Below are 22,931 nucleotides of genomic sequence, written 5' to 3' on the forward strand. Positions count from 1 at the left end.
CAGATATTGTCAGGATCGGACGGGTGTCGATGAAGAAGCAATAAAGGATGTCGCGACAGGATCGGGCAAATCAGTGTCAACCCGATGCTGTCGCGGCGAACTATAGCAGATTGTTTCACTAATCCCTAAGGATCAGTGTGTAAGTATTACGACTATTTCAGCACGACCAACACCTGCCCCGGTGCCACGCCTTTACCCGCTTCTTTCAGAAGCTCGACCACGGTGCCGTCTTTATGGGCGGTGACTTCGATTTCCATCTTCATGGATTCCAGCACCAGTAGAGGCTGACCGGCTTTTACGCCCTGTCCGGGTTCCACCAGTACCTGCCAGACGTTGCCCGAGACGTGGCTTTCGACGGCAAACTCACCATCAAGCAGTTCGCGTTCGTCGTTTTCTTCGGCAACACCTATATCCGATTCAAAGCGCAGTAAGCCTTTGGCCTTCCAGTCTTCCAGCTCGGTCTGGAAGGCTTGTTGGCGATGCGTCTGGAATTCGCTGATGCCTGCGGCGTTATCACTCAGGAACCGCTCGTACTCATCGAGATTGAAGGTGTCTTCTTCAATACGAATCGGGTACTGCCCATGAGGGAAGTGTTCACGGATGTCCGTCAGTTCATCGTGGCTGACTTCGTAGAAACGAATTTTATCGAAGAAGCGCAGTAACCAGGGCTTGGTAAATTCTTTGGTTTGTTTATAACGGTTCCACATCTGCAATGTGCGACCGACAAACTGATAACCACCGGGGCCTTCCATACCGTAGACACACATATAGGCACCACCGATACCCACCGAGTTTTCTGCCGTCCAGGTACGTGCGGGGTTGTACTTAGTTGTGACTAAACGGTGACGGGGATCAACAGGTGTTGCTACCGGTGCACCGAGGTACACGTCACCTAAGCCCATGACCAGATAGCTGGCGTCGAAGACGATTTTCTTCACGTCATCGACGGATTCAAGACCGTTAATGCGACGGATAAATTCGATATTATCCGGGCACCAGGGTGCATCGGCGCGTACGGATTTGACGTATTTATCAACCGCCTGTTGGCAGGCAATGTCATTCCAGGAGAGTGGCAACCAGACGGTACGCGAGGGCACTTCGGCATTTTTCAGATCGCCCAGTGCGTCTTCTTCATTGATCAGAAGTTCAAGTAAATCGTTTTGTTTTAAAGTCAGGCTGTCATAGTGAATCTGCAGTGAACGAATACCCGGTGTCATTTCGATAATGCCCGGAATATCCCGGCTTTGCAGAGATTCCATTAACGCATGCACACGGAAGCGCAGACGGATATCCAACTGCAGTGGGCCGTATTCGATAAGCAGGTAATTATCACCGGCGGGGCGATAGACAACGCCGGTCGGGTGATTTTTTGTATCAATGGTTTTTAGTACCGGTGAGTCAGGTAAATACTCACTCACTTCGGATGCTTGATACTCGAGGGAGTCTAATTGTTTGAGTTGGTCATCACGCAGGCTGACAGCCGTGTCGTGGCTGACGGGTGTAAAGCGGATTTTATCCCCGGCTTTTAGTTGTCCGAGTTTCCACAGGTCTGCCTGAATGACAGTGACAGGGCAGACGAAACCACCGAGGCTTGGGCCGTCCGGCCCCAGAATAACGGGCATATCACCGGTAAAATCGACGGCACCGATGGCGTAGGCATTATCGTGAATATTCGATGGATGCAGACCCGCTTCGCCGCCGTCGTTACGCGCCCATTCAGGTTTAGGGCCGATTAAGCGCACACCGGTACGGCTGGAGTTAAAATGCACTTCCCAGTCGGCGGCAAAGAATTCATCAATATCATTCTGAGTGAAGAAATCCGGTGCACCATGTGGGCCGTAGATAACACGTAATTGCCATTCATTGCCCATAGCCGGGAATATATCGTCAACTAATTTGACGTCGCTTGCAGATGTCGCTTCTTCGGTCAGGTGTAATACATCACCCGGAAGCAGGGCGCGTCCGTTATGGCCGCCAAACTGTCCGAGCGTAAAGGTGGAGCGCGATCCTAAATAGCACGGACACTGAATGCCACCCGCCACCAGAAGATAAGCGCGTGCACCTGCCCCTGTGACTGTACCGCAATCAAGCTGGTCACCTTGCTTCACTTCAATGATCTGATTAAATGCGATACTGGATGTCGTATTATCTCGTGTCAGTTCGGCACTGGTTTCAGCGCCTGTCAGGATAATCTGCGTGGCTTTCTGGAAAACCAGCACCGGGCCTTTTAAGGTAATTTCAAGCCCTGCGCAGTCTTCGCTATTGCCCAGCAGGCGGTTACCTAACCGGAAGGAATATTCATCAAACGGGCCTGACGGTGGAATGCCCACGTCCCAGTGGCCGATTCGACCAGGAACGTCCTGCACCGTGGTTTGAGTGCCACCACTGATCACATCAATGGCTGGGTCGGAGAACTGCATTTTGTTCAGTTTCTGCGTCCAGACCAATCCGGCTTTTACTTCTTCGTCTTTTAGAATCGACTTCAGATAAAGCAGGTTGGTTTCGATGCCGTACAGTTCAGATTGGTCGAGGGTCTCCGCTAACCCGGTCATCGCCTGTTCGCGGGTTTCTGCTGTGACAATGACTTTTGCCAGCATAGGGTCGAATAATGCGGGCACCTGTGTGCCGCTTTCGACCCATGTATCGATTCTGGTACGCATTCCATTTGTAGTTGTGGCTTGCCAATCGACCCGGCTTAATAGACCAGCGCAGGGCTGGAAGTTTTTTACCGGATCTTCGGCATAAATTCGTGCCTGAATACTGTGGCCTTTCGCAGAACGTTGTTCGTTTAAGGGTAACGTTTCGCCAGCACCGAGCCGGATCATCCACTCCACTAAGTCCACACCAAAGACTTCTTCGGTCACACCGTGCTCAACCTGTAAGCGGGTATTCACTTCGAGAAAGTAAAACGATTCGCTGCTTTCGTCGTAAATAAATTCCACCGTGCCGGCACTGCGGTAATTTACGCTTTCACCTAAACGTTTCGCTGTCTCATGCAGGGCAGTACGGACGTCGTCTGAAATACGTGGTGCTGGTGTTTCTTCAATGACTTTCTGGTTGCGTCGTTGCAATGAGCAGTCCCGCTCACCGAGTGCAGCAACCGTACCTTTGCCATCACCAAAAATCTGAACTTCAATATGGCGGGCGCGCTCGACAAATTTTTCCAGAAAGACGCCATCATTCGAGAAGTTATTGGCGCTGAGACGTTTTACCGAATCAAAGGCGTTCACCAGTTCTGCTTCGGTGTAGCAGAGCTGCATACCAATACCGCCGCCACCGGCGGTGCTTTTCAGCATCAGTGGGTAGCCAACACGGTCAGCTTCTGCTTTGGCTTCGTTGATGTCAGTCAGAAGACTTGTGCCCGGCAGCATGGGTACATCGGCTTGTTCGGCCAATGCGCGGGCGCTGTGTTTCAAACCGAAGTCGAGCATCTGTTGGCCGTTTGGCCCGAGGAAGACTACACCTGCTTGTTCACAGGCATCCGAGAAGGTCGCGTTCTCGCTTAAGAAACCGTAGCCAGGGTGAATGGCCTGAGCACCACTTTCTTTCGCAATGCCCAGAATTTTTTCCTGATTCAGGTAGGTATCGGCGACACTGCCGTCGCCCAGTGAGTAGGATTCTTCCGCTTGCTGAACGTGCAGCGAATGCTTGTCTGCTTCGTGATAAATTACAACAGGGGTTACGCCAAGGTCATTCAGCGTGCGCATAATACGCACTGCAATGGCACCGCGGTTGGCAATCAGTACTTTAGAAAACATAGTTACTCCCAGATCAGTACATCGACTGGTGTCGGGTTATAGCCGTTGCACGGGTTATTCAGTTGCGGGCAGTTCGAGATCAAAACCAGAATATTCATCTCCGCTTTCATCTCGACGTATTTTCCCGCGCCTGAAATACCGTCTTCAAAGGTCAGGCCGCCTTCCGGAGTGACAGGCACGTTCATAAAGAAATTGATGTTGTGGGTGATGTCAGACTTGCTCAGGCCATATTCTTCATTTTCGTTAATGGCCAGCATCCAGCTGTCGCGGCAGGCATGCATGCACTTTTTCTCGAGCGAATAGCGCACAGTATTTGATTCGGTCGCACAGGCACCACCCAGAGTGTCGTGACGACCACAGGTGTCTGCAGTAATGGTCAACATAGGGCGGTCTTCGTTGGATCGTAGAACAGTGCCCGCTGTCAGGTACACATTGCCCTGGCCTCGAATAGTATCCATAGCGCTGTAGCGTTCTGAAACGTCATCGGCGTTATAGAACAGGGTGTCGGCGGCCTGATTACCTTCGAGATCGAGAATGCGGAAGGTCTGGCCTTTTTCAATGCGGTGCAGAAAATAGTCACCCGCGGGAACGGTTTCACGGAATACCGCATCGGCTTCGTTAAATTGGCTTTCTTTAATCATGATGCGTCCTCCTTATTGGCCCATAAACTGGTAAATCGCGTTGTTTTTAAAACCGCGCTGGTTTTCAGGGCGGGAGTTCATACACTCATCATTGTCAGTGACGGGCTTGGCCTGAGCCAGTGCGTAATGTACCGGGCGCACCGGATACTCTTCAGCATTACTCAGTGGGTGAGGGCAGGTGTGCATGATGATTAAGGTGTCCATCTCGAAGCGCAGCACGATTTTATCGCCTGCTTTTGAACCTTCGCTGTACTGCATGTTGCCTTCGGCGTCGGTGCTGATTTTGCTGAATAAATTCAGGTTGGCGGCCATGTCTTTGCGGGTCAGGCCGTACTTGGCCAGTTCGACCAGAAAGGCGTCGTAGCCATTCTGTGTCCAGCCGTTCAGGGCTTCCTGATAGGTTTTCAGCGACCATTTCTTTTGCAGCATGTCTTTGTTCAGGTTGCCGCACACGGTATCGTGCCAGCCGCAGTCGTCTTCAACGATGGACGCAAAAATACGGCCCATGTCTGAATACAGGCAATGACCACGGGTCAGCTTAAAGGTGTGCTGACCTTTTAATGTGTCGGGCGCGTTGTATTTTTCCAGGAGGTTTTCCGGGTTGTAAAACAGCATGCCCAGATTCGCGCCGCCTTTAACATCGGTGAGCGTCAGCAGCGTGCCTTTTTTAACTCTCATGGACCAATGACAGCCACCACCGAGAGTGTCTTCATAAATAGTGTCGCCAGACTGAAACTCAGACATAAAGGCCTCCTGTACGCGCAGACATCTTGGGCGCGGAAATCATTAATAAAAAGAAATTAGGTTTTGTCATGGTGCGGGCTCCTGCAAGTTCACGGATTCATAAACGCTGCTCATTAAAAGGTGAGCAGTACGTTGTCTGATCTCCCGGGCTTTTATCCCGCCGTGTAACCTGCCAGTACGCCGCTGGAGGTCGGTCACTCTCGGTCCAGTCGCTGGCTCTTTCCCTTAAGTTGATTGGGAGAGACCTGCCGGAACCCTAGTGCCCTTATTGTGGCAACGGCACATATTTACGTGCGCTGCCTTTAAATGCGTAAGTACATTCTGCTAAGCGATTGCTGTGCCAAATGCGTATATATAGTGATAACCCGCTGAGAGCGGGATTGCAAGTGCGGTTGTCCCGGCGAATTATCTGGAACTTGCACTCTTGGTGTGCCCGTTGCGGCACCTCGTGCTTTCTCTCGGTGCACACTCTGGTACGAGTTGATCACTCTTCTACCGCCTGCTAGTTCAGAATTCAGGCGTAGTATGCAAAGCGGACAAAAAATATCCAGGCCCCGAATTCCGTGCGTTTCAGCAAATTAAGAGGAAGGTTAGTTGCTCCTCTCAGGTGGTAAATGACGAAAAATGTCTAACCGTGGCACAACCAATGCTAGGTTCGATATTACGAAACGCAATTTCAGTAATACTAACAACCTTTGGGGAATACCTATGGCGATCAGAAAGAAGTTTATTGCAGGTGCGGTGTCTGTTGTGTGCGCAGGGTTGATGAGCGTTGCCAGTGCAGTGGCTGAGCCTCTCAAGATTGGTTACAGCGACTGGCCGGGCTGGGTGGCCTGGGAGATCGCGCTTGAGAAAGGCATGTTCGAAGAAGAGGGCGTAGACGTTCAGTTCGAATGGTTCGACTACGTGGCCAGTATGGATGCCTTCGCAGCAGGTCAGCTGGATGCAGTTTCGATGACAAACGGTGATGCGCTTGTGACTGGTTCAACCGGTGCGAAGAACGTTACCATTCTGATCAACGACTACAGCAATGGTAACGATATGGTCGTTGCCGCTGCGGGCATCAGTACGATTGAAGAATTGAAAGGCAAGAAGGTTGGCGTCGAAGTTGGCTTTGTTGGCCACCTGCTGCTGCTCAATGCTCTGGAAAAAGCCGGTATGACAGAAGCCGATGTTGAGCTGGTGAACGTGCCTACCAATGAAACTCCTCAGGTGTTGGCTTCAGGTCAGGTTGATGCGATCGTGGCATGGCAGCCAAGCTCAGGTCAGGCGCTGAATCTTGTGCCAGGTTCTAAGCGTATTTACTCCAGTGCTGACGAACCGGGCCTTATCTACGACGTTCTTGCAGTATCGCCACAGAGTCTTGCTGCTAACCGTGCTGACTGGCTGAAGGTTCTGAAAGTCTGGTATATGGCGGTTGATTACCTGAAAGACCCGGAAACCCGTGATGAAGCCATCAGCATTATGGCTGCTCGTGTGGGTATCCCACCTTCTGAGTACAAAGGCTTTATCGATGGCACCAAGATCTTGACGTTAGAAGAAGCGCTTCCTTTCATGAAGAAATCAGCAGGCTTCAAATCGTTGTACGGCTCCGGTGAAATCGCAGATGCCTTTAACCTGGCAAACGATGTATACGGCGATAAGCAGCCAGTCAATGAATACATCGATCCTTCACTGATGGAAGCTCTGTAGCCGTCGGGGCTCAGCATAGCCGGCGCTATTAAATTAGCGCTGGTTTTTCTCTACCGATATTCAACATGTCCTGAAGGGCAGGGGTTACTTTGGCTCTCTTCTGCTAATTGGACATAACCATGGGGATTGAAATGCAGCTTATTGCCGTTAACAGAAAACTCGACAGAGGACCACGCAGAGCCGTGACTCTGGCCAGTTTCGCCTTGCCTATTTTGATTTGGGCACTGGTCAGTTATGTTCCTTTTCTGTGGCATCCACAAGTCGAAATCACACAGTCGGGTTCCGTTAGTTACTTCAGTGAAGGCTTGCTGGTTGACCGGGAAGTGTTCGACCGTGAGTACGATAAAGCGAGCGAAAATGGCACTGCGCTCCCAGAGGGCAAGCCTGCAAACCCTGTGTATCTTCCTGCACCTCATGAAGTTGCCGCAGCGTTTGTCACCTCATTTACTACTGAGCCTAAACGTCGAAGTGAGAACTGGCTGCATGAAAGCTTGTGGAGCAGCATTCAGGTCATCTTCTGGGGTTTCGTGCTTTCTTCCATCATTGGTATACCTCTGGGAATCCTGGCGGGCACTTATGACTTCTTCTCTCGTTTATTTGAACCTTTTATTGAATTTTTCCGGTATCTGCCTGCGCCAGCGTTTGGTGCTCTGGCCGTAGCCGTATTGGGTATTTATCAGGCACCTAAGATTGCCATTATCTTTATCGGCACTTTTTTTCAGCAAGTCTTAGTCGTTGCGAATACCACGCGTAAGCTTGATCCGAGTTTGTTAGAGGCTGCTCAGACGCTGGGTGCCAAGAACAAGTCCATGCTGTTCCGTGTTGTGGTACCGGGCATTCTGCCTGATCTGTATCGCGACGTTCGTATTCTTTTGGGTTGGGCGTGGACTTATCTGATTGTTGCTGAGCTCATTGGTACCAGTTCAGGTATTACCTGGTTTATTACGCAGCAGGCGCGTTACAAGAACTTCGACAACGTGTTTGCTGCCATCATCATGATCGGGATTCTCGGTCTTACCATTGATTTGTTATTGGCATGGTTAGGGCGCCGCCTCTTTCCGTGGCAGAAAGAAACCAAATAAGCGGAGGTAACCATGACAGAGAAAGAATTACCCAGTTATCTCGACCAGTCGCCAGAGGTAAAAGACCGCTTCGACCGGCTTAAGCAGCGCCCGGTGACCATGGAGGTTAAAGGCCTGAATAAGCAGTTCGGTGAAGTAACTGCCTTAAAAGACATTAACCTAAAGATCCACAAGCGCGAGTTCGTTTGTGTGATTGGCCCTTCGGGCTGCGGTAAATCGACCCTGATACGGATTCTGGCTGGCCTCGAGCAGGCGAGCTCCGGGCAGGTGCTTCTTAACGGAGAAGCCGTGACAGAACCAGGCCCGGAACGCGGCATGGTATTTCAGGGCTATACGTTGTTTCCCTGGTTGACCGTAAAAAAGAACATTATGTTCGGGCTCCTTGAAAGCGGCTACGACAAAGGAACCGCAGAGTCAGAAGCCCGCGAGTGGATCAATCTTATTGGTTTAACCAAATTCGAAAACAGTTATCCGCATCAGTTGTCCGGTGGGATGAAGCAGCGCGTGGCGATTGCGCGCGCATTAGCGAACCGCCCGAAAGTACTGTTGATGGACGAGCCGTTTGGTGCACTGGATGCTCAGACGCGCGCGAAAATGCAGGCATATCTACTGGAAATCTGGAAGAACATCGACATTACTGTGTTCTTTATCACTCACGATCTCGATGAGGCTGTGTATCTGGCCGACCGAATTCTTGTGTTAAAGGCGAATCCCGGTGAAGTGCAGGAAGTTGTTGAGGTACCAGTGCCTCAACCACGTTCCCCTGATCAGTTTATGAACCCGGAATTCCTCGCCACTAAGCAGCATATTGAAGAGCTGATCCATCCGCCATCAGAGCAGGAAGAAGACGATGATCATCTCAACCTTGTACGCATGGTGCATGTTAATGACGACGTCGGGAGCGTCTTCTGATGTACCAACTCAGCCATATGACATGGGAAGAAGTCGCCTCGGCTGTCGAAGGCGGAACCGACACCGCCATTCTGCCCATAGGCGCCACTGAGCAGCATGGTCCCCACATGGGTTGTGGAATGGATACTGCGATTGCGCACCGGCTTTGTAGTGACGTTGCCAAACAATCCGATGTCATTCTGTTGCCGACTCTACCGTACGGGTGCTCAGTCGGACATTCCCAGCGCTGGCCAGGCACTTTGGCGTTAAATCCGAAGACATTAATCGATGTTATTTCAGATCTTGGCGACTGGGTAAAAAGCTCAGGCATCAGGCGCCTGGTGCTGGTCAACGGTCATGTGACTAACGAAGCCCCGCTGCGTTGTGCGCTGGAAATCCTTCGTGCGCGCCATGACGGTTTTATGGTGGCTTTAGTCAATACCGCACAGATTTCTGCACGGGTTAAAGGCGCACATTTTGCCGACGCCGACGACTGGCATGCCAACGATGCAGAAACTTCGTTGATGATGCATCTCTATCCGGAAATTGTACGCGAAAACAAATTAGCGGAAGCCGATGATGAAGACAGAACCGGGAACTGCCTGTTCAGCCATCCGGTAAACCGAACCAGTAAAAATGGCGTTACCGGCACGCCATCAATCGCCAGCGCGGAAAAGGGCGCTGAATTGTACCAATGGATGTGTGAAGATTTTTCTTCACTACTGCAACAGGCCGTTAAGGAAGAGGCCCCCCTTAATCACAGATACTACGAGTCTGTACTTAAGATTTAATCCTGCAAAGGACAAACCAATGATCGACGTAAAATCTGACAGTGAAATTAACCGCATTCAGGAAGAACTGCAGAAGAAAGGCGTGAAATACTGCATGGGAACCTATGTAGATATTCATGGTATTCCGAAAGGAAAAGTCGTTCCTATTTCCCATCTTCATCATATGGCCCACGGTTCTGAACTCTATACAGGCTATGCTCTGGATGGGTTAGGGCAGGCACCCAATGACGATGAAATTGCCTCTGTGCCTGATCTCGATCACATTATTCAATTGCCATGGCAGCCCGAGGTTGCCTGGATGCCAGCGGATAATACTCTGTATGGCGAGCCCTACATGCTCAATACTCGTGTGTTGCTGAAGTCCGTACTTGAACAGGCAAAAGACATGGGTTTTGGTATGAACCTTGGTATTGAGGCTGAAGTTTTTCTGCTCAAGAAAAATGAAGACGGTAGCCTGGTTCCGCAAGACCCCAACGATAAACTGAAGAAGCCCTGTTATGACACCCAGTCATTCCTGAGTAATTTCAGCTGGCTCGATCGGATGGCAACTTCGATTAATGACCTCGGATGGGGGCTTTACTCTTTTGACCACGAAGACGCCAACGGTCAGTTTGAATTCGATTTTAATTACGCCGATGCTGTTACTTCGTGCGATCGTTTTACCTTCCTGAAAATGATGGCGAAAGAGTACGCCAAGCAGGAAGGTCTGCTGGCGACCTTTATGCCGAAGCCGTTTTCAAATAAAACCGGTAACGGCGCGCACTTTAATATGTCGCTCTACGATTTAGACACCAAAGAAAATCTGTTCCAGTGCAAGCCCTCTGACGACCCTCATGGTCTTGGCTTAACCGAACTCGGTTATCAGTTTATTGCTGGTGTTCTGAAGCATGGCCCAGCATTGTGTGCTGTGTTTGCACCGACGGTGAATTCCTATAAGCGCCTCGTGCGTCAGGGAGATATGCCGTATTTCACCTGGGCGCCGGTATTTAATTCTTACGGTTCAAATAACCGTACTAACTCGGTACGTGTGCCTATGGGCGGCGGCCGCTGTGAATCTCGTAATGCCGATGGAGCGACAAACCCATATCTTGCGTGCGCTCTGGTACTGGCCGCAGGCCTTGAAGGTATACGTGAGAAGCTCGAACCGGGTAAGCCTCAGGAAACCAACCTCTACGAGCTCACCGAAGAAGAGCGTGAAGCGCGCGGTATCGGATTTTTACCACGCACATTAGATGAAGCGATCACAGCGTTTGAGAGTGATCCGTTCGTTGAAGAAGTGCTGGGTAAAGAATTACGTGCGGAGTTTATCCGCTACAAGCGCGAAGAATGGAATGAGTATCATCGTTCAGTGAGCGAATGGGAAATCGAACGCTACAGTCATTTATTCTGAGATTAACGGAGTAACTAGCATTGAATAAAAAGGAACCTCTCAGTCGCATCAGTATCTCTTTGCCCGAGTCTCTTCTCAGTGGGCTGGATGAAATGGTTGCACGACGCGGTTTTGACAGCCGCTCGCAGGCCATCTGCGACATGATTAATCGCGACATTAACGAGCATCGCTCGCAGTCCGGTGATGAGGTCATGACAGGGACGTTAAATCTGGTTTATAACCATTCGATACCGGGGTTACATAAAAAGCTTTATGACCTGCAGTACAAGTACATTGACGAGGTGATCAGCAATCTGAGTGTGAACCTCACTGATACCCACACACTGGCAGTGCTACTGGTACAGGGCCCGGCTGACCGACTTCGTATGATAGGCGATCAGATGATCAGCCTGCGGGGTGTCGCGCATGGTAAATTGTTACTGAATTCATATCTGATCCCGCCCATTCATCCATTACCTGAGTCTTAGGCTCAGATTGCCGCCTTTCGAAACGCCGCTTTTAAAGTCCCCACGCTGCGTAATCTCAATTCTACCGCTCCCTACATGCATTCAGGGATCTTCTCTAGCCTGTCCGATGTTCTGAAGTACTACAACCATCCATTGCAACGAGCCAACGACCATCTGGATATCTTACCGCTGGGTATGTTTCCACACGAATTACAACAACTTGAAGCCTTTCTGATGACTCTGGAAAGTGGTGTTGATATCGCCCCTGAATGGCTCAGACCACCGAACAAGCGATAGGCCTCGGACTCCAGCTGGTGGTGCTGGCGGTTCACAACAAGTTGTACGAGCCCGCAGCAACGTATTTTTTTCTCAGCGAGCATCCTTACTATAATTTCCCGCAATACCTGGGGTGGACAGAATTCACGCACCTGCACTTCGCTCTGGCGGCAGGTGTTTTTGAAGCAGCCTTTGGAATCATGCTGATGTTAGGCCTCGCGACACGCTATGTACTTCTTGTTGTCAGTATCTTCTTTGTTTCAACGGGTATTATTTCGGGGCTTGAAGAAGTGATGGGTCACTTGCCGATTTTCGGGGTCATCGCCGTCTTGTTTGTTGCCGGTGATCGGCGTTCTTCAGATACACAGCAGGGGCCGCTGCTCTCACCGAGCCCCGCTTAGAACTACTGGGGGCCTCAAGATCAGCTTATCGGGCTAGCTTTTCCGGGCTAGCCACATGCGTACAGCGCTCCAGCGGTTTACCACGAGTGACAGAAAAATCAGCGAGCAGCCGAAGAGTTGGCTGAGAGACATGGTTTCTCCGAACCAGAGCGCAGCGAAGGTCGCTGTCCAGACCGGTTCTACGATCATGATTACCGCGGCGTGCGAGGGCGTTGTCATACCCTGTGCATAGGTCTGCAGAAAAAAGCGCGCAGCCGTACCAACAGTGACACTCAGAAGGAGCCACCACCACATGTCTGCGGTCCAGGTATCCGGCCATTCTTCCACACCCGCTGACAGGGCGATAGCAACGATCCCCACAATCGATAGCTGAATAGCACTGAGTGCCAGCGCGGGCACGTGCGCCGCAGCCCTTCCGTTAAGGATAAAGGTCATTGATAGCAAAAGTGCAGCGGTGAAGAACAGCAGTTGGCTCAGTTCAGGTCTGAAACCATGCTGCAATGAGAGTAGCCCCATGCCTGCAAATGCCAGAGGCAGAGCAATCCAGCTGGCACGCGACATCGCATCACCGAAGAACAGCCAACTAATGAGCGGAACCAGAACAACGGCGAGGCTGGTAATAAAAGATCCTTCTCCGAGATGTGTGGCATAGAAGAGCCCCATGATCCAGGTACTCATAGCGATGCCGAACAGTATTCCTACGCCCGATGAGGCTTTCCATTGATGTTTGGTTAACTTCTTAAGCCCTGAATATCCGGGGATGGCCAAAAGCAAGCCCGCGAACAGGAAGCGAGTGCCGATAAACAACAGAGGAGGGAATCCGTCGAGTGCTTCTTTTGAAAACATCCAGCTGATCGCTGCAAGAACGGTCACGAGTAACAACATCATGTCGGCTTTGAAAACAACGGGGTTGGCGGAGGTGTGCGACACGAATATCACTTCTCAAAAACACGGATGGGGCGCGAGTATTCCACAGGCTGGCTCATTCGGACAGATGGGATTATGCCAATTCCCGAGCCTGACTTTCACAAATCAGAAACACTGCTACTATTTTTCATACAGGCCACCCGGACAAACATTATGCGTAAGAACTTACCCGTAACTGACAAGGAACGTACTTTCTCTGAAGATCAGAAGTTGATCTCCTCCACCGATCTGAAGGGCAAGATCGTTCACTGTAATGACGCCTTTGTTGAAGTTAGCGGGTATTCGCGCGAGGAGCTCATTGGCCAGCCTCATAATATTGTTCGCCATCCGGATATGCCCGTCGAAGCCTATGAATCGATGTGGAAGGAGCTGAAAGCAGGTTCACCCTGGATGGGGTTGGTGAAGAACCGTTGCAAAAACGGTGATTATTACTGGGTCAGCGCCTATGTCACTCCAGTCATAGAAGGTGGGGTTGCGGTCGGTTATGAGTCAGTGCGTACTGCACCTTCCCGGGATCAGATTGCCAGAGCTGAAGCCGCTTACCGTGGTCTGAATGATGGGTCGTGGCTCAGAAAGCAGCGCCTGAAGAAGATCCGACAGCAGATTACATTGCCTGTTGTTCTCCTTCTTATGATTTTTGCGGGCTTTCATATCAATGGTGTTAATGGAGCCATTGAGGGGGCGTCGTTTGGAGCGATTGGCGTGTTGCTCTTTTCTATCGCACGCCTGAAGCGCCGCTTGAGAGATCTGTCGGTTCAGTCTTCTGGTTTCTTTAACGATCCACTTGCTGCGCGGGTCTATCATAATCGCGATGATGCTGCTGGGCAGGTGGCGATGGCACTCACCAGTCAGAATGCACGCTTGGATACTATTCTCACCCGTATCGAAGATGCTGCTCAGGCCATGTCGGTAAAAACTGCTGAGGGATTGAGTAAGTCTATGAGTGCGCACGGCCAGATAGAAAAGCAGCAGGGTGAAAGCCAGCGTATTACTGAGGCGATGCGCGAAGTCAGTAATGCGATCGAAACAACGACCAAAAACATCCATGAAACGGCGGCTAACTCGGTTCAGGTTCAGACACTGGTTAAGTCAGGGACAGACCTGGCATCAAGTACCCACAAGGCCATTGAAGCCCTGAATGAGATCACTGAAAAAGTTACGGAGACGGTCCGGACCATTGAGTCAGAGACCTCACGGATTTCCGCCGCAGCTGGTGTCATTGAGGATATTGCTGAGCAAACTAATCTGCTTGCTCTTAATGCGGCAATTGAGTCGGCACGAGCCGGAGAGCAAGGCCGTGGATTTGCTGTTGTGGCCGATGAAGTACGGACTCTCGCTCAGAAAACTCAGGATACAACGAGCGATATCCACCGTGTGATTAACGATTTGTCGGTCAGCGTTTCTACTGCAGTCGACATGGCGGCAGGAGGTTCGGAGTCGGCAGCCGGTGGTTTGAGCAAAGTGAATGAAATGGAAGTGATGCTGAAGAGCATTTCATGCGCTGTGGATGATATCGCTACTGTATCGGACTCAATGGCCGAGTCGGCAGAGCGTCAGGCGGTGCTGACTAATGAAATGACGGAGCAGGTCGGAAATGTATCAGAGCTGGCTAAGGGCTCACTTAGCCAGTCTAACGAGGCCGCGTCGACGATGCAGGACATTGGGCGTCTCTCCACCGGTCTGCGCGAACTGGTTCAGCGCTTTCGCTGACAGGCACCGGATTATTCCGAAGATTAGTCGTTCTGAAGCTCAACCATCAGGTCGTCTGAGAGTGCTTCCAGGGCGTCACTGACGTCATCATGATCCAGGGTATCCGGTACACTGGCGCGAATTTCACTCCTGAACAGAGGAACTGCAGACATCTCTGCAGGTTCGCAACTGGTGCTCAGCTCGAGTACGTTTACGCCTATCTGCGCCAGGGCTTGAGATACCTCCCTGACAATGCCCGGGCGGTCATTCCCTACCACACTAAGGCTGACAATGTGAGTCGCCTTAGACGCGAGGGGAGTGGCCGGATTTTCAACCCGGACCAGAAGCCCGGAGCTGTCGAGGCTGGACAGAGCGGCAACTAACTTACTCTTGTGTTCACTATCGATACTGATGCGCAGGATTCCTGCGAATTTGCCTGCCATCTGAGCCATACGGCTTTCGAGCCAGTTGCCCTGATGATCGGCAATCACAGAAGACAACTTCTCTACAATCCCTGGTTTATCGTCAGCAATGACGGTCAGAACGAGAAAGTCAGGCATGCTTGATCCTTACGAATTATTTTTAGATCAGAAACGTTATCACAGGCTTATGAGGCTTCCTATTCTAATGCAGTAATTTATACCCTCAGGGATTTCGTCCAGCCTCTAATATGATACATTTATGCCCCAAACCCTTATGGGCATGGCAACAGGCCATGTCTGATCGACCTGACAGGAGATTTGATCTTGAAACCGGTAAAAGTAGGTATCTGCGGTTTAGGTACAGTAGGCGGTGGTACATTTAATGTACTGACTAATAATGCGAAAGATATTGCACGCCGTGCCGGTCGGGACATTATTATCGAGCAGGTTGCCATGCGTCATCCAAACCCGGCGGTGGAAATCGGCTCGGTTAAGACGACAGAAGATGTTGCCGACGTCATCAGCAATCCTGATATCGATATCGTGGTCGAACTGATTGGTGGCTACACCGTAGCAAAAGACGTAGTGATGGGCGCCATCGAAAACGGCAAGCATGTCGTCACTGCGAACAAGGCTCTGATCGCCGTTTACGGCTCTGAAATCTTTGCTGCTGCGGAAGCGAAAGGCGTGTCTGTGATGTACGAAGCCGCTGTCGCCGGTGGCATTCCGATCATCAAGGCCATTCGTGAAGGTCTGGCGGCAAACCATATTAACTGGCTTGCAGGTATCATTAACGGTACCGGTAACTTCATCCTGACCGAAATGCGTGACAAAGGCCGTGATTTTGCCGACGTACTGGCAGAGGCCCAGGCGCTGGGGTATGCCGAAGCTGATCCGACGTTTGACGTTGAAGGTATTGATGCTGCACACAAGCTAACCATTCTTGCGTCGATCGCTTATGGTATCCCGCTTCAGTTTGAGCATTGCTATACCGAAGGTATCAGCAAAGTGGCTCCAGAGGACGTTGAATACGCAGAAGAGCTGGGTTATCGCATCAAGCACCTCGGGATCAGCAGCCGCACCGAGAAGGGCATTGACCTGCGTGTGCATCCGACTCTGATCCCTGAGCACCGTCCGATTGCCAAAGTCGACGGCGTACTTAACGCTGTGACCGTAAATGGTGATGCCGTAGGCGATACCCTGTACGTAGGTGCTGGCGCAGGAGCTGGGCCGACTGCATCGGCGGTAGTTGCTGACATCATTGATCTGGCACGAACGCTGGAAGCACCGGCGTCGGCAAGTGTTAATCACCTGGCGTTCGATAGTGAAAGCATCGATAACCTGCGTGTACTGCCGATTGAACAGGTAGAAACTGCATACTATCTGCGTATTCAGGTTCAGGATCGCACCGGTGTACTGGCGAGCATCGCGACGACGCTCAGCGAGCACGACATCAACATAGAGGCTCTGATTCAGAAAGAGCCGCGCATGGAGAATGATCTGGCTCAGATCATTATCCTGACCCACAAAGTGGAAGAAGCGCGTATGAATGCTGCGATCGAGGCTGTTGAGAGCCTCGACAGTACACACGGTAAGATCACTCGCATCCGTGTTGAGCATCTCGACTGACCGCTGTAACACCGACGTATGCGACACAAAGCGGAGCCTCAGGGCTCCGTTTTTTGTCCTGTCTGACGGTCTTTACGGATAAAATAGAGGCGTTCTTATGTGTTTAGCATATTCTTAACCAGTAGTTATTCGTTCAGGACAGGGCTTATGTTGAGTCGAATCGTAGTTTCTCTGGCTTTTATGCTAGGAATGTCGTTCTCTGCGGTCGCAGAAGAAAAGGTCGTACGACTCGCTTCTCTGGAATGGGCGCCATACACCAGTGAGACACTCAAGAATCAAGGGGCGACTACAGAAGTAGTGCGTCGTGCCTTTGCAGCCATGGGATATGAGCTTCAGGTAATTTTTTACCCATGGGAGAGAGCCGTCAAAATGGGCAGCGATGGCAGTCACGGCCTGGATGGTTTCTTTCCGGAGTATTATCGTGAAGACGTTAATGAGGGCATCGTGTTTTCGGATCCGGTTGGATACGGGCCTCTTGGCCTTGCACAGAGGGTTGATATGGTAGTCGACTGGAAAAAGCTCGAAGATCTGACGCCATACACCATAGGTACCGTTCAGGGATATGCCAATACCATAGAGTTTGATGAACTGGTTATTGAACAGACCCTGAATGTCAGTGAAGCTATGACAGATGTTACCAATCTGATGAAACTGGTTTACGGCCGGGTCGATCTCTCGGTTATTGATCAACACGTATTCGCTTATTTACTGGCAACGAATCCTGAACTCAATGCAGTACAGGATCAGTTGTTGTTTCATCAAACGCTGCTGGAGATAAAGTCTCTCTACGTCTGTTTCAACGAAGGCAGTGCTGACCTTGCTGAAATCCTTAATCAAGGGCTCGCCAAAATTGACATACGAGCCATGCAGGACGAGATATTCTCTGATTATTACCTGAGCAAATGAATATCGTTTTTCCATTTATCAGGTGAATAGTGTAGTCTGCGCACATGTTTCCTCCTGCGCTGTTCTGCCATGAATCTTGATCGTATCGACCTTAACCTCCTCGTATATCTCGACGTACTGCTGCGCGAAGGCAGTGTCACCAAAGCTGCTCAACAGCTGGGTATTACTCAGCCTGCCATGAGTAATGGTTTGCGCCGACTCAGAGATCTGTTTGGTGATCCGCTGCTGGTGCGAACGTCTGATGGCATGACAGCAACAGAGCGTGCTCAGGAGCTACAGCCGGTGATCCGCAAAGCTTTGGGTGAGTTACAGATGGCCCTGCAGCCACAGGAAGAATTTGACGCCAGAATCAGTCACCGGGTGTTCCGGATTATGGTGAGTGACTATGCCGAGTCGACACTCGTTCCTGAACTGGTAAAGCGTCTCAGGACGGATGCGCCGGATGTCATTCTTGATGTACTGACCCCGTCTGACGTTACTTTTAAAGACGTTGAAGCAGGGAAGGTCGATATGGCGATTAACCGCTTTGATGAGATGCCTCAATCCTTTCACCAGATGGCTCTCTGGCAGGATGACTTCGTTTGTCTGGTGAATCCAGACCATCCCAATGTCGACCGATTTGATCTGGACGCTTACCTGTCCAGTAAGCATATCTGGGTAAGTAAAACCGGTATGGGCGCAGGAGTGGGTATCGATCCGGAAAAGGTCGTGCGTCTGGGCTGGGTGGACAATGCATTATCAAAGCTGGGGCAAAAGCGAAAAATATCTGTATTTACCCGTCACTATCAGATGCCAGCGCTACTTGCGCTCAATAATGATCTGGTTGCTACTTTGCCTCGAAAGGTAGCCGATATGCAGGCCGAATCAGCCTCTCTGCAGGTGAAAGAGCCTCCATTCAAGATCCCTCCGTTCGAGCTCAAGATGGCATGGTCCCCCTTACTACAGCATCATCAGGCACATCGCTGGTTACGGCGTACAATCGTTGATGTAGCGCAGTACTGTTAACTTGCTCATGTCGCTTGTAGAACACTTGTAGCCTGCGTGTGGCGAATTGTCCGGATTTGTCACGCCGCTTGATTCACATCAAGCCAAGGCCCTCCACTTAGGACACAATAGAGCCTGTTGATAAGAGTGTTAATTCAGGAGGCGCTCATGTCCATGATGTTCTGGGATTATCCGCAATTGTCGGTTCAGTTTATGAATCGCGAGCATGAGACCTTTGTAGGTCTCATGAATGATGCAGAGCAGGCGCTGACGATGGGGACCTTCTCGGTTCAGCACTTTAAACGGCTTGTACAGCATTGCCAGGAGCATTTCGCACACGAAGAGCGTGAGATGCAGAGGGCGCACTTTCCAGGTTTCGAATTACACAAGAAACAGCACGATCGTGTGTTGCTGGAGATGACTGAGCTTCTCAAGGAATATGTCGCGACTCAGGACATTGAGCCATTGCTCAGGTACCTGCAAGACGTGTTACCTGAATGGTTTACTCAGCACATTCACACACTGGATCAGGTGACGGCGCAATACCTCACTGCCGCCTATGCCAAATCAAACCGTCGGGCTAAATCGATCGGTTAACCAGGGTCATGCGCAAAGTATGGCTTTCGCCAGGCTCAAGCGATACTGCGGCGTCCATAACATCCGCGGACTCAACGCAGAACATGTTTTTCCAGGCGTCATCCTCAAACTGACTCAGGCGTGCTCCTTTATCAATCCACGGGTTCCAGACAATCGCCGTGCGGTTATTTCCGCTTAAGATCATGGTTGAGCCGGGAGATTGCAGAGTAAGATCCCGGCTGACCGTGTAAATCCGGTCGGTTTCTTCGACGAATGCAACAGGTCCGTTCTGCGTTTTTGTTACCCAGCCATCGAGGGCATCGATATATGACTCATCTTCAAGCCCGGCGATGCTGGTCTGGTTAATATCGGTCGTAGGGAAATAGGTATGCAAGGCCTGAGAGACTGTGACCTTTTTCTGCCTGGCAGTTGTTGTGAGAGCCAGTGTCAGCGCGGAAGCCGACATGGTTATCTCAAGTTTAAGTGAGGCCTCGCCGTTCCAGGCTGGGTGTGCGGGATTCTCAAGAGACAGGCTGAGTACAATGTCTGAGTCAGATTCAGCGACAGAGGTCAAGCTCCAGTCCTGAGAGCGGGCGAAGCCGTGTGCTGGTGCATTGTCACCGGTGATATATGCTGCCACAGATGACGGATTCTTAGCAGCATCACCGAACCAGGGCCAGCAGATGGGGATTCCACCACGTAGAGAGGTGCCGGTTTTATATTCTGCAGCCTCGCTTAGCCAGAGCCACTCTTCGCTCTGGACGGCAAAGCGCAGCAGCTGTGCGCCTTGTATCGCCAGATCTGCACTGAAGTCGGTATGGCGAACCAGGATCACTGGCAGAGCATCGCGCATTTCTACCGACAGGTATTGAGTATCGCTCAGTTGCTCGCGCAGTGCGTTATACTTCTGCAGAGTCATAAGGCAGCTCCGAATCTGGGAATTTACGTCGATGATGACACAGTGCTGGTGGGATAAATAGTTGAATAAACAATTACTTAAAGACGCGTTACTGAGATCACTCGACGAAGAGATCAATGCCGCATTAGCGGCCGCAGGTGAGGCACATGCAACGGCCTCGCATGGCGAAAATAAGCCCGAGAACCAGTACGATACTCTGGCGCTGGAGGCTGCTTATCTCGCGCATGGGCAATCCGAGAGGATTCTCCAACTACAACAGACCAGAATAAATCTGAGTCGTTGGGTCGCTCCGGATTTCAGTGAAGATGACTCGGTGCGGATGGGCGCCTGTGTGGTACTGCTTTCTGAAAACGACGAGGAAAGAAGCATATTTATTGCCCCTGTCGGTGGCCGGGAACTGGAGTTTGAAGGTGAGAAAATATTGGTGGTCAATCAGGAAGCACCAGTAACCCGGCGCCTGAGTGGCTTGCAGATCGGCGATGAAGTGGAGCTGACTCTGGGGGGGCGCAGCAGCCTCTGGGAACTGCTCGCTATTCATTAATTTTCCTTTTCTCTCTTTTCCATTTCTCTCTTTTCTCTTCTCTGGTGTCGGTCTTGGCACGCCCCCCAAAATAGTATGTCGCATTATTGGTGGTCAATGCAGGTCAATTGTCGTGTCTTACCGATTGAGTGCCTGCGCCAGAGCAAAGTGTCATAGACCTGTTATTCGCCGCTGTCATATATCTGCTCTTTGATTCATAAAAGAGCAGCTAAGGACAGTCTCATGCGAACAATCTCACCGTATAACACTAAACTCGATAAACATAATGCTTACTGGATGGCGCGTATTGCTGAGGCAGTGTACGAGTGCACTTCTGACTGTGATCAACTGCCTAATGAAGCCACGATTCTGGCTGGGCTCAAGCAAGATGATGATGGCTTTCGCTCTGTTATGGGAGTTGATAAAAACTCGGCGCAAGCTGCTCTCGTCGAACACGACGATTATCTGTGTATGGCGTTTCGTGGCACTAACGAGTTAGCTGACTGGCTTGATAACCTTAATGCGTTTTCTACACCGCAGCTCTTTGGCGAATTTCATCGTGGTTTCTGGTTGTGTTGCGAAGATGTCTGGACGCCTATGTTTGCGCGTTGTCTCGAATTACAGAGTGAGAAAAAGCGCCCTGTTTTTCTGACTGGGCATAGCCTCGGGGGAGCCATGGCGACGATTGCAGCCGCGCACTTTGTGCAGATGGACAAACCCTTCACCAGTGTTTATACCTTTGGTCAGCCGCGGGCGATGACGCGAGAGACTGCTCAGATATTTAATATGGAGTGCAAGTCGCGTTTTTTCAGGTTCCATAACAATAACGATATCGTGACACGGGTGCCTGCCCGGGTGATGGGCTACAGCCATATTGGCAGTTATCTTTATATTTCTGAAGAAAAAGAAATTTATCGCGAATCAGGTTTCTGGTTTCGTTTTCTTGATTATGTCGATGGCGCTCTCAGCGATCTGCGTGAAGCTGGCATTGACGGAATCAAAGATCATGATATGGGCGAATACCTCCAGGCCATTGAAGCCTGGGATATCCGTGACTAAGCGTGTAGTTCGAAGAAGGGGCTCACTACAGGTGAAAGTTCACTCTGGCATATCTTCGCTGGAGTGACGCTCGGGGATCTGCTCTGATGCCTCACCCCAGGTTCGGTTAATTTTGCGGCCACGTTCGACCGCTGGGCGTTGAGCAATTAGTTTCGTCCAGCGTTGCAGGTGCTCGTAGGACGTGACGTCGAGAAACTTCCCAGCCTCGTACAGGTTGCCCTGAACGAGCTCGCCATACCAAGGCCAGATAGCGATATCGGCAATCGAGTATTCATCGCCTGCCATATAAGTATTGTTGGCGAGGTGTTTGTCCAGCACATCCAGCTGGCGCTTAACCTCCATCGTGAATCGTTCAATCGGGTATTCGTATTTTTCCGGGGCGTAAGCGTAGAAATGCCCAAAACCACCGCCAAGCATCGGCGCGGCGCCCATTTGCCAGAAAAGCCAGTTAAAGCATTCGGTCCGGGCGGCATGAGCTTCCGGAATAAAGCGTCCGAATTTTTCTGCCAGGTAGCGCAGAATTGAGCCCGATTCGAAAACCCGCACCGGGGTTTCACCTGACTGGTCTATTAATGCTGGAATTTTCGAATTCGGGTTTACTTCAACAAAGCCGGAGCCGAATTGATCACCTTCGAGGATGTTCGTTACCCAGGCATCGTATTCGGCGCCTTTTTCGCCTGCGGCAAGCAGTTCTTCCAGCAGAATAGTCACTTTTACTCCGTTAGGTGTAGCCAGTGAATAAAGCTGCAGAGGGTGTTCGCCCTTGCTCAAAACCTTATCGTGAGTTGCGCCGGAAACAGGGCGATTAATATTTGCGAACTGACCGCCGTTGCCTGGTTTCCAGGTCCAGACCTCGGGGGGCGTGTAGGTAGTGTCACTCATTGACCGGCTCCTGTTAGTAAATAATTTATTTCATACTAACGGGAAGACAGTGTGCTTAAAGGTGAGTTTCTGAGACAGTCTGTCTAATGAGGCGTTTAACCGGTTGTTTACTGAGCATCAATAACGGAACTGAATCCAGCTTTCAGGTCTTCAAGGCCGCATCCTGACGTCAGTTCCATTGTGCTGAGCCCTGCGTCCTCATCGAGGTCGTCGTCACTGTCTGAGGTAAGGCGGGTGATATTAACTTCGCCCGCGCTGAACATAACCTCGAAGGTTGGCGTGTGATCTGCTACCACTTTCGTGGAC

The 22,931-nt window shown here is 50.9% G+C and carries 23 protein-coding genes and 1 riboswitch; of the genes, 15 read left to right on the plus strand and 8 right to left on the minus strand.

The window, feature by feature from the left end:
* Positions 1-152: 152 nt before the first annotated feature.
* The 3 genes from uca to B2067_RS09045 are packed head-to-tail and all read right to left on the minus strand — an operon-like array spanning position 153 to position 5,143.
* Positions 153-3,758, minus strand: coding sequence for an urea carboxylase (gene uca, locus B2067_RS09035; RefSeq protein WP_301388190.1), 3,606 nt, complete (start codon positions 3,756-3,758; stop codon positions 153-155).
* A 2-nt stretch (positions 3,759-3,760) separates the two neighbouring features.
* Complete coding sequence (locus tag B2067_RS09040; protein ID WP_068441396.1) at positions 3,761-4,399, minus strand: urea amidolyase associated protein UAAP2; 639 nt, start codon at positions 4,397-4,399, stop codon at positions 3,761-3,763.
* 12 nt (positions 4,400-4,411) lie between these two features.
* On the minus strand, positions 4,412-5,143 hold the full coding sequence (locus B2067_RS09045) for an urea amidolyase associated protein UAAP1 (RefSeq protein ID WP_301388191.1): 732 nt from the start codon (positions 5,141-5,143) through the stop codon (positions 4,412-4,414).
* Positions 5,144-5,282: 139 nt separating this feature from the next.
* Positions 5,283-5,414: riboswitch (guanidine-I (ykkC/yxkD leader) on the minus strand.
* A 437-nt stretch (positions 5,415-5,851) separates the two neighbouring features.
* Between B2067_RS09045 and B2067_RS09050 the strand changes: the two genes are divergently transcribed.
* The 8 genes from B2067_RS09050 (at position 5,852) to B2067_RS09085 (ending at position 12,112) form a co-directional block, all read left to right on the plus strand.
* A complete protein-coding gene (locus B2067_RS09050) occupies positions 5,852-6,835 on the plus strand; it encodes an ABC transporter substrate-binding protein (RefSeq protein ID WP_068441409.1) in 984 nt (327 codons plus the stop codon).
* A gap of 119 nt (positions 6,836-6,954) precedes the next feature.
* Positions 6,955-7,917: an ABC transporter permease gene (locus B2067_RS09055; protein ID WP_068441389.1), complete on the plus strand. Its 963-nt coding sequence runs from the start codon at positions 6,955-6,957 to the stop codon at positions 7,915-7,917.
* Positions 7,918-7,929: 12 nt separating this feature from the next.
* On the plus strand, positions 7,930-8,829 hold the full coding sequence (locus tag B2067_RS09060) for an ABC transporter ATP-binding protein (RefSeq protein WP_068441386.1): 900 nt from the start codon (positions 7,930-7,932) through the stop codon (positions 8,827-8,829).
* Positions 8,829-9,599, plus strand: coding sequence for a creatininase family protein (locus B2067_RS09065; protein ID WP_068440822.1), 771 nt, complete (start codon positions 8,829-8,831; stop codon positions 9,597-9,599). Before B2067_RS09060 ends, B2067_RS09065 begins: the two co-directional genes overlap by 1 nt.
* Positions 9,600-9,618: 19 nt before the next feature.
* Positions 9,619-10,989 (plus strand): type III glutamate--ammonia ligase, encoded by a 1,371-nt coding sequence (gene glnT, locus B2067_RS09070; protein ID WP_068441382.1) that lies wholly within the window; start codon positions 9,619-9,621, stop codon positions 10,987-10,989.
* A gap of 20 nt (positions 10,990-11,009) precedes the next feature.
* Positions 11,010-11,456 (plus strand): nickel-responsive transcriptional regulator NikR, encoded by a 447-nt coding sequence (gene nikR / locus B2067_RS09075; RefSeq protein WP_068441379.1) that lies wholly within the window; start codon positions 11,010-11,012, stop codon positions 11,454-11,456.
* Between the two features lie 75 nt (positions 11,457-11,531).
* Entirely contained in the window at positions 11,532-11,732 is a 201-nt protein-coding gene (locus tag B2067_RS09080; RefSeq protein ID WP_301388193.1) for a hypothetical protein, read from the plus strand.
* A gap of 17 nt (positions 11,733-11,749) precedes the next feature.
* Complete coding sequence (locus B2067_RS09085) at positions 11,750-12,112, plus strand: hypothetical protein (RefSeq protein ID WP_301388194.1); 363 nt, start codon at positions 11,750-11,752, stop codon at positions 12,110-12,112.
* A 33-nt stretch (positions 12,113-12,145) separates the two neighbouring features.
* Here the strand turns inward: B2067_RS09085 and B2067_RS09090 are convergent, their stop codons facing one another.
* Entirely contained in the window at positions 12,146-13,042 is an 897-nt protein-coding gene (locus B2067_RS09090) for a DMT family transporter (RefSeq protein WP_301388195.1), read from the minus strand.
* Positions 13,043-13,192: 150 nt separating this feature from the next.
* Here B2067_RS09090 and B2067_RS09095 point away from each other — a divergent pair, with 150 nt between their 5' ends.
* Positions 13,193-14,749: a methyl-accepting chemotaxis protein gene (locus tag B2067_RS09095; protein WP_301388196.1), complete on the plus strand. Its 1,557-nt coding sequence runs from the start codon at positions 13,193-13,195 to the stop codon at positions 14,747-14,749.
* 23 nt (positions 14,750-14,772) lie between these two features.
* Here the strand turns inward: B2067_RS09095 and B2067_RS09100 are convergent, their stop codons facing one another.
* Entirely contained in the window at positions 14,773-15,288 is a 516-nt protein-coding gene (locus tag B2067_RS09100) for a glycine cleavage system protein R (protein WP_076515833.1), read from the minus strand.
* Between the two features lie 186 nt (positions 15,289-15,474).
* On the opposite strand from B2067_RS09100, the gene B2067_RS09105 reads away from it, so the two are divergent.
* The 4 genes from B2067_RS09105 to B2067_RS09120 all read left to right on the plus strand — a co-directional run bounded on the left by B2067_RS09105 (position 15,475) and on the right by B2067_RS09120 (position 19,266).
* Positions 15,475-16,779, plus strand: coding sequence for a homoserine dehydrogenase (locus B2067_RS09105; RefSeq protein ID WP_076515835.1), 1,305 nt, complete (start codon positions 15,475-15,477; stop codon positions 16,777-16,779).
* 147 nt (positions 16,780-16,926) lie between these two features.
* The gene (locus B2067_RS09110) at positions 16,927-17,685 is read left to right on the plus strand and encodes a substrate-binding periplasmic protein (RefSeq protein WP_301388198.1); all 759 of its coding nucleotides are present in this window, start codon (positions 16,927-16,929) and stop codon (positions 17,683-17,685) included.
* 69 nt (positions 17,686-17,754) lie between these two features.
* On the plus strand, positions 17,755-18,690 hold the full coding sequence (locus tag B2067_RS09115; RefSeq protein ID WP_301388199.1) for a LysR family transcriptional regulator: 936 nt from the start codon (positions 17,755-17,757) through the stop codon (positions 18,688-18,690).
* Positions 18,691-18,837: 147 nt separating this feature from the next.
* A complete protein-coding gene (locus B2067_RS09120; RefSeq protein WP_301388200.1) occupies positions 18,838-19,266 on the plus strand; it encodes a bacteriohemerythrin in 429 nt (142 codons plus the stop codon).
* Here B2067_RS09120 and B2067_RS09125 read toward each other — a convergent pair.
* A complete protein-coding gene (locus B2067_RS09125; protein ID WP_301388202.1) occupies positions 19,250-20,164 on the minus strand; it encodes a D-hexose-6-phosphate mutarotase in 915 nt (304 codons plus the stop codon). The two genes, B2067_RS09120 and B2067_RS09125, sit on opposite strands and share 17 nt — an antisense overlap.
* 61 nt (positions 20,165-20,225) lie before the next feature.
* On the opposite strand from B2067_RS09125, the gene B2067_RS09130 reads away from it, so the two are divergent.
* Positions 20,226-20,705 carry a GreA/GreB family elongation factor gene (locus tag B2067_RS09130; RefSeq protein WP_301388204.1) on the plus strand — a complete coding sequence of 160 codons (480 nt, stop codon included), beginning with the start codon at positions 20,226-20,228 and terminating at the stop codon, positions 20,703-20,705.
* Between the two features lie 222 nt (positions 20,706-20,927).
* The gene (locus B2067_RS09135) at positions 20,928-21,743 is read left to right on the plus strand and encodes a lipase family protein (protein ID WP_301388206.1); all 816 of its coding nucleotides are present in this window, start codon (positions 20,928-20,930) and stop codon (positions 21,741-21,743) included.
* A gap of 39 nt (positions 21,744-21,782) precedes the next feature.
* Here the strand turns inward: B2067_RS09135 and yghU are convergent, their stop codons facing one another.
* Complete coding sequence (yghU, locus tag B2067_RS09140) at positions 21,783-22,625, minus strand: glutathione-dependent disulfide-bond oxidoreductase (protein ID WP_301388207.1); 843 nt, start codon at positions 22,623-22,625, stop codon at positions 21,783-21,785.
* 107 nt (positions 22,626-22,732) lie between these two features.
* Positions 22,733-22,931: hypothetical protein (locus B2067_RS09145; RefSeq protein ID WP_301388208.1), on the minus strand; the 199-nt coding region annotated here is incomplete at its 5' end.

Source organism: Thalassolituus sp. UBA2590, assembly GCF_002339775.1.
In the GTDB taxonomy this organism is placed as follows: domain Bacteria; phylum Pseudomonadota; class Gammaproteobacteria; order Pseudomonadales; family Oceanobacteraceae; genus Thalassolituus.

Coding starts and splice junctions, on each gene's coding strand:
- uca (WP_301388190.1), bottom strand. CDS start 3,758: ATGTTTTCTAAAGTACTGATTGCCAACCGCGGTGCCATTGCAGTGCGT.
- B2067_RS09040 (WP_068441396.1), bottom strand. CDS start 4,399: ATGATTAAAGAAAGCCAATTTAACGAAGCCGATGCGGTATTCCGTGAA.
- B2067_RS09045 (WP_301388191.1), bottom strand. CDS start 5,143: ATGTCTGAGTTTCAGTCTGGCGACACTATTTATGAAGACACTCTCGGT.
- B2067_RS09050 (WP_068441409.1), top strand. CDS start 5,852: ATGGCGATCAGAAAGAAGTTTATTGCAGGTGCGGTGTCTGTTGTGTGC.
- B2067_RS09055 (WP_068441389.1), top strand. CDS start 6,955: ATGGGGATTGAAATGCAGCTTATTGCCGTTAACAGAAAACTCGACAGA.
- B2067_RS09060 (WP_068441386.1), top strand. CDS start 7,930: ATGACAGAGAAAGAATTACCCAGTTATCTCGACCAGTCGCCAGAGGTA.
- B2067_RS09065 (WP_068440822.1), top strand. CDS start 8,829: ATGTACCAACTCAGCCATATGACATGGGAAGAAGTCGCCTCGGCTGTC.
- glnT (WP_068441382.1), top strand. CDS start 9,619: ATGATCGACGTAAAATCTGACAGTGAAATTAACCGCATTCAGGAAGAA.
- B2067_RS09080 (WP_301388193.1), top strand. CDS start 11,532: ATGCATTCAGGGATCTTCTCTAGCCTGTCCGATGTTCTGAAGTACTAC.
- B2067_RS09095 (WP_301388196.1), top strand. CDS start 13,193: ATGCGTAAGAACTTACCCGTAACTGACAAGGAACGTACTTTCTCTGAA.
- B2067_RS09100 (WP_076515833.1), bottom strand. CDS start 15,288: ATGCCTGACTTTCTCGTTCTGACCGTCATTGCTGACGATAAACCAGGG.
- B2067_RS09110 (WP_301388198.1), top strand. CDS start 16,927: ATGTTGAGTCGAATCGTAGTTTCTCTGGCTTTTATGCTAGGAATGTCG.
- B2067_RS09115 (WP_301388199.1), top strand. CDS start 17,755: ATGAATCTTGATCGTATCGACCTTAACCTCCTCGTATATCTCGACGTA.
- B2067_RS09120 (WP_301388200.1), top strand. CDS start 18,838: ATGTCCATGATGTTCTGGGATTATCCGCAATTGTCGGTTCAGTTTATG.
- B2067_RS09125 (WP_301388202.1), bottom strand. CDS start 20,164: ATGACTCTGCAGAAGTATAACGCACTGCGCGAGCAACTGAGCGATACT.
- B2067_RS09135 (WP_301388206.1), top strand. CDS start 20,928: ATGCGAACAATCTCACCGTATAACACTAAACTCGATAAACATAATGCT.
- yghU (WP_301388207.1), bottom strand. CDS start 22,625: ATGAGTGACACTACCTACACGCCCCCCGAGGTCTGGACCTGGAAACCA.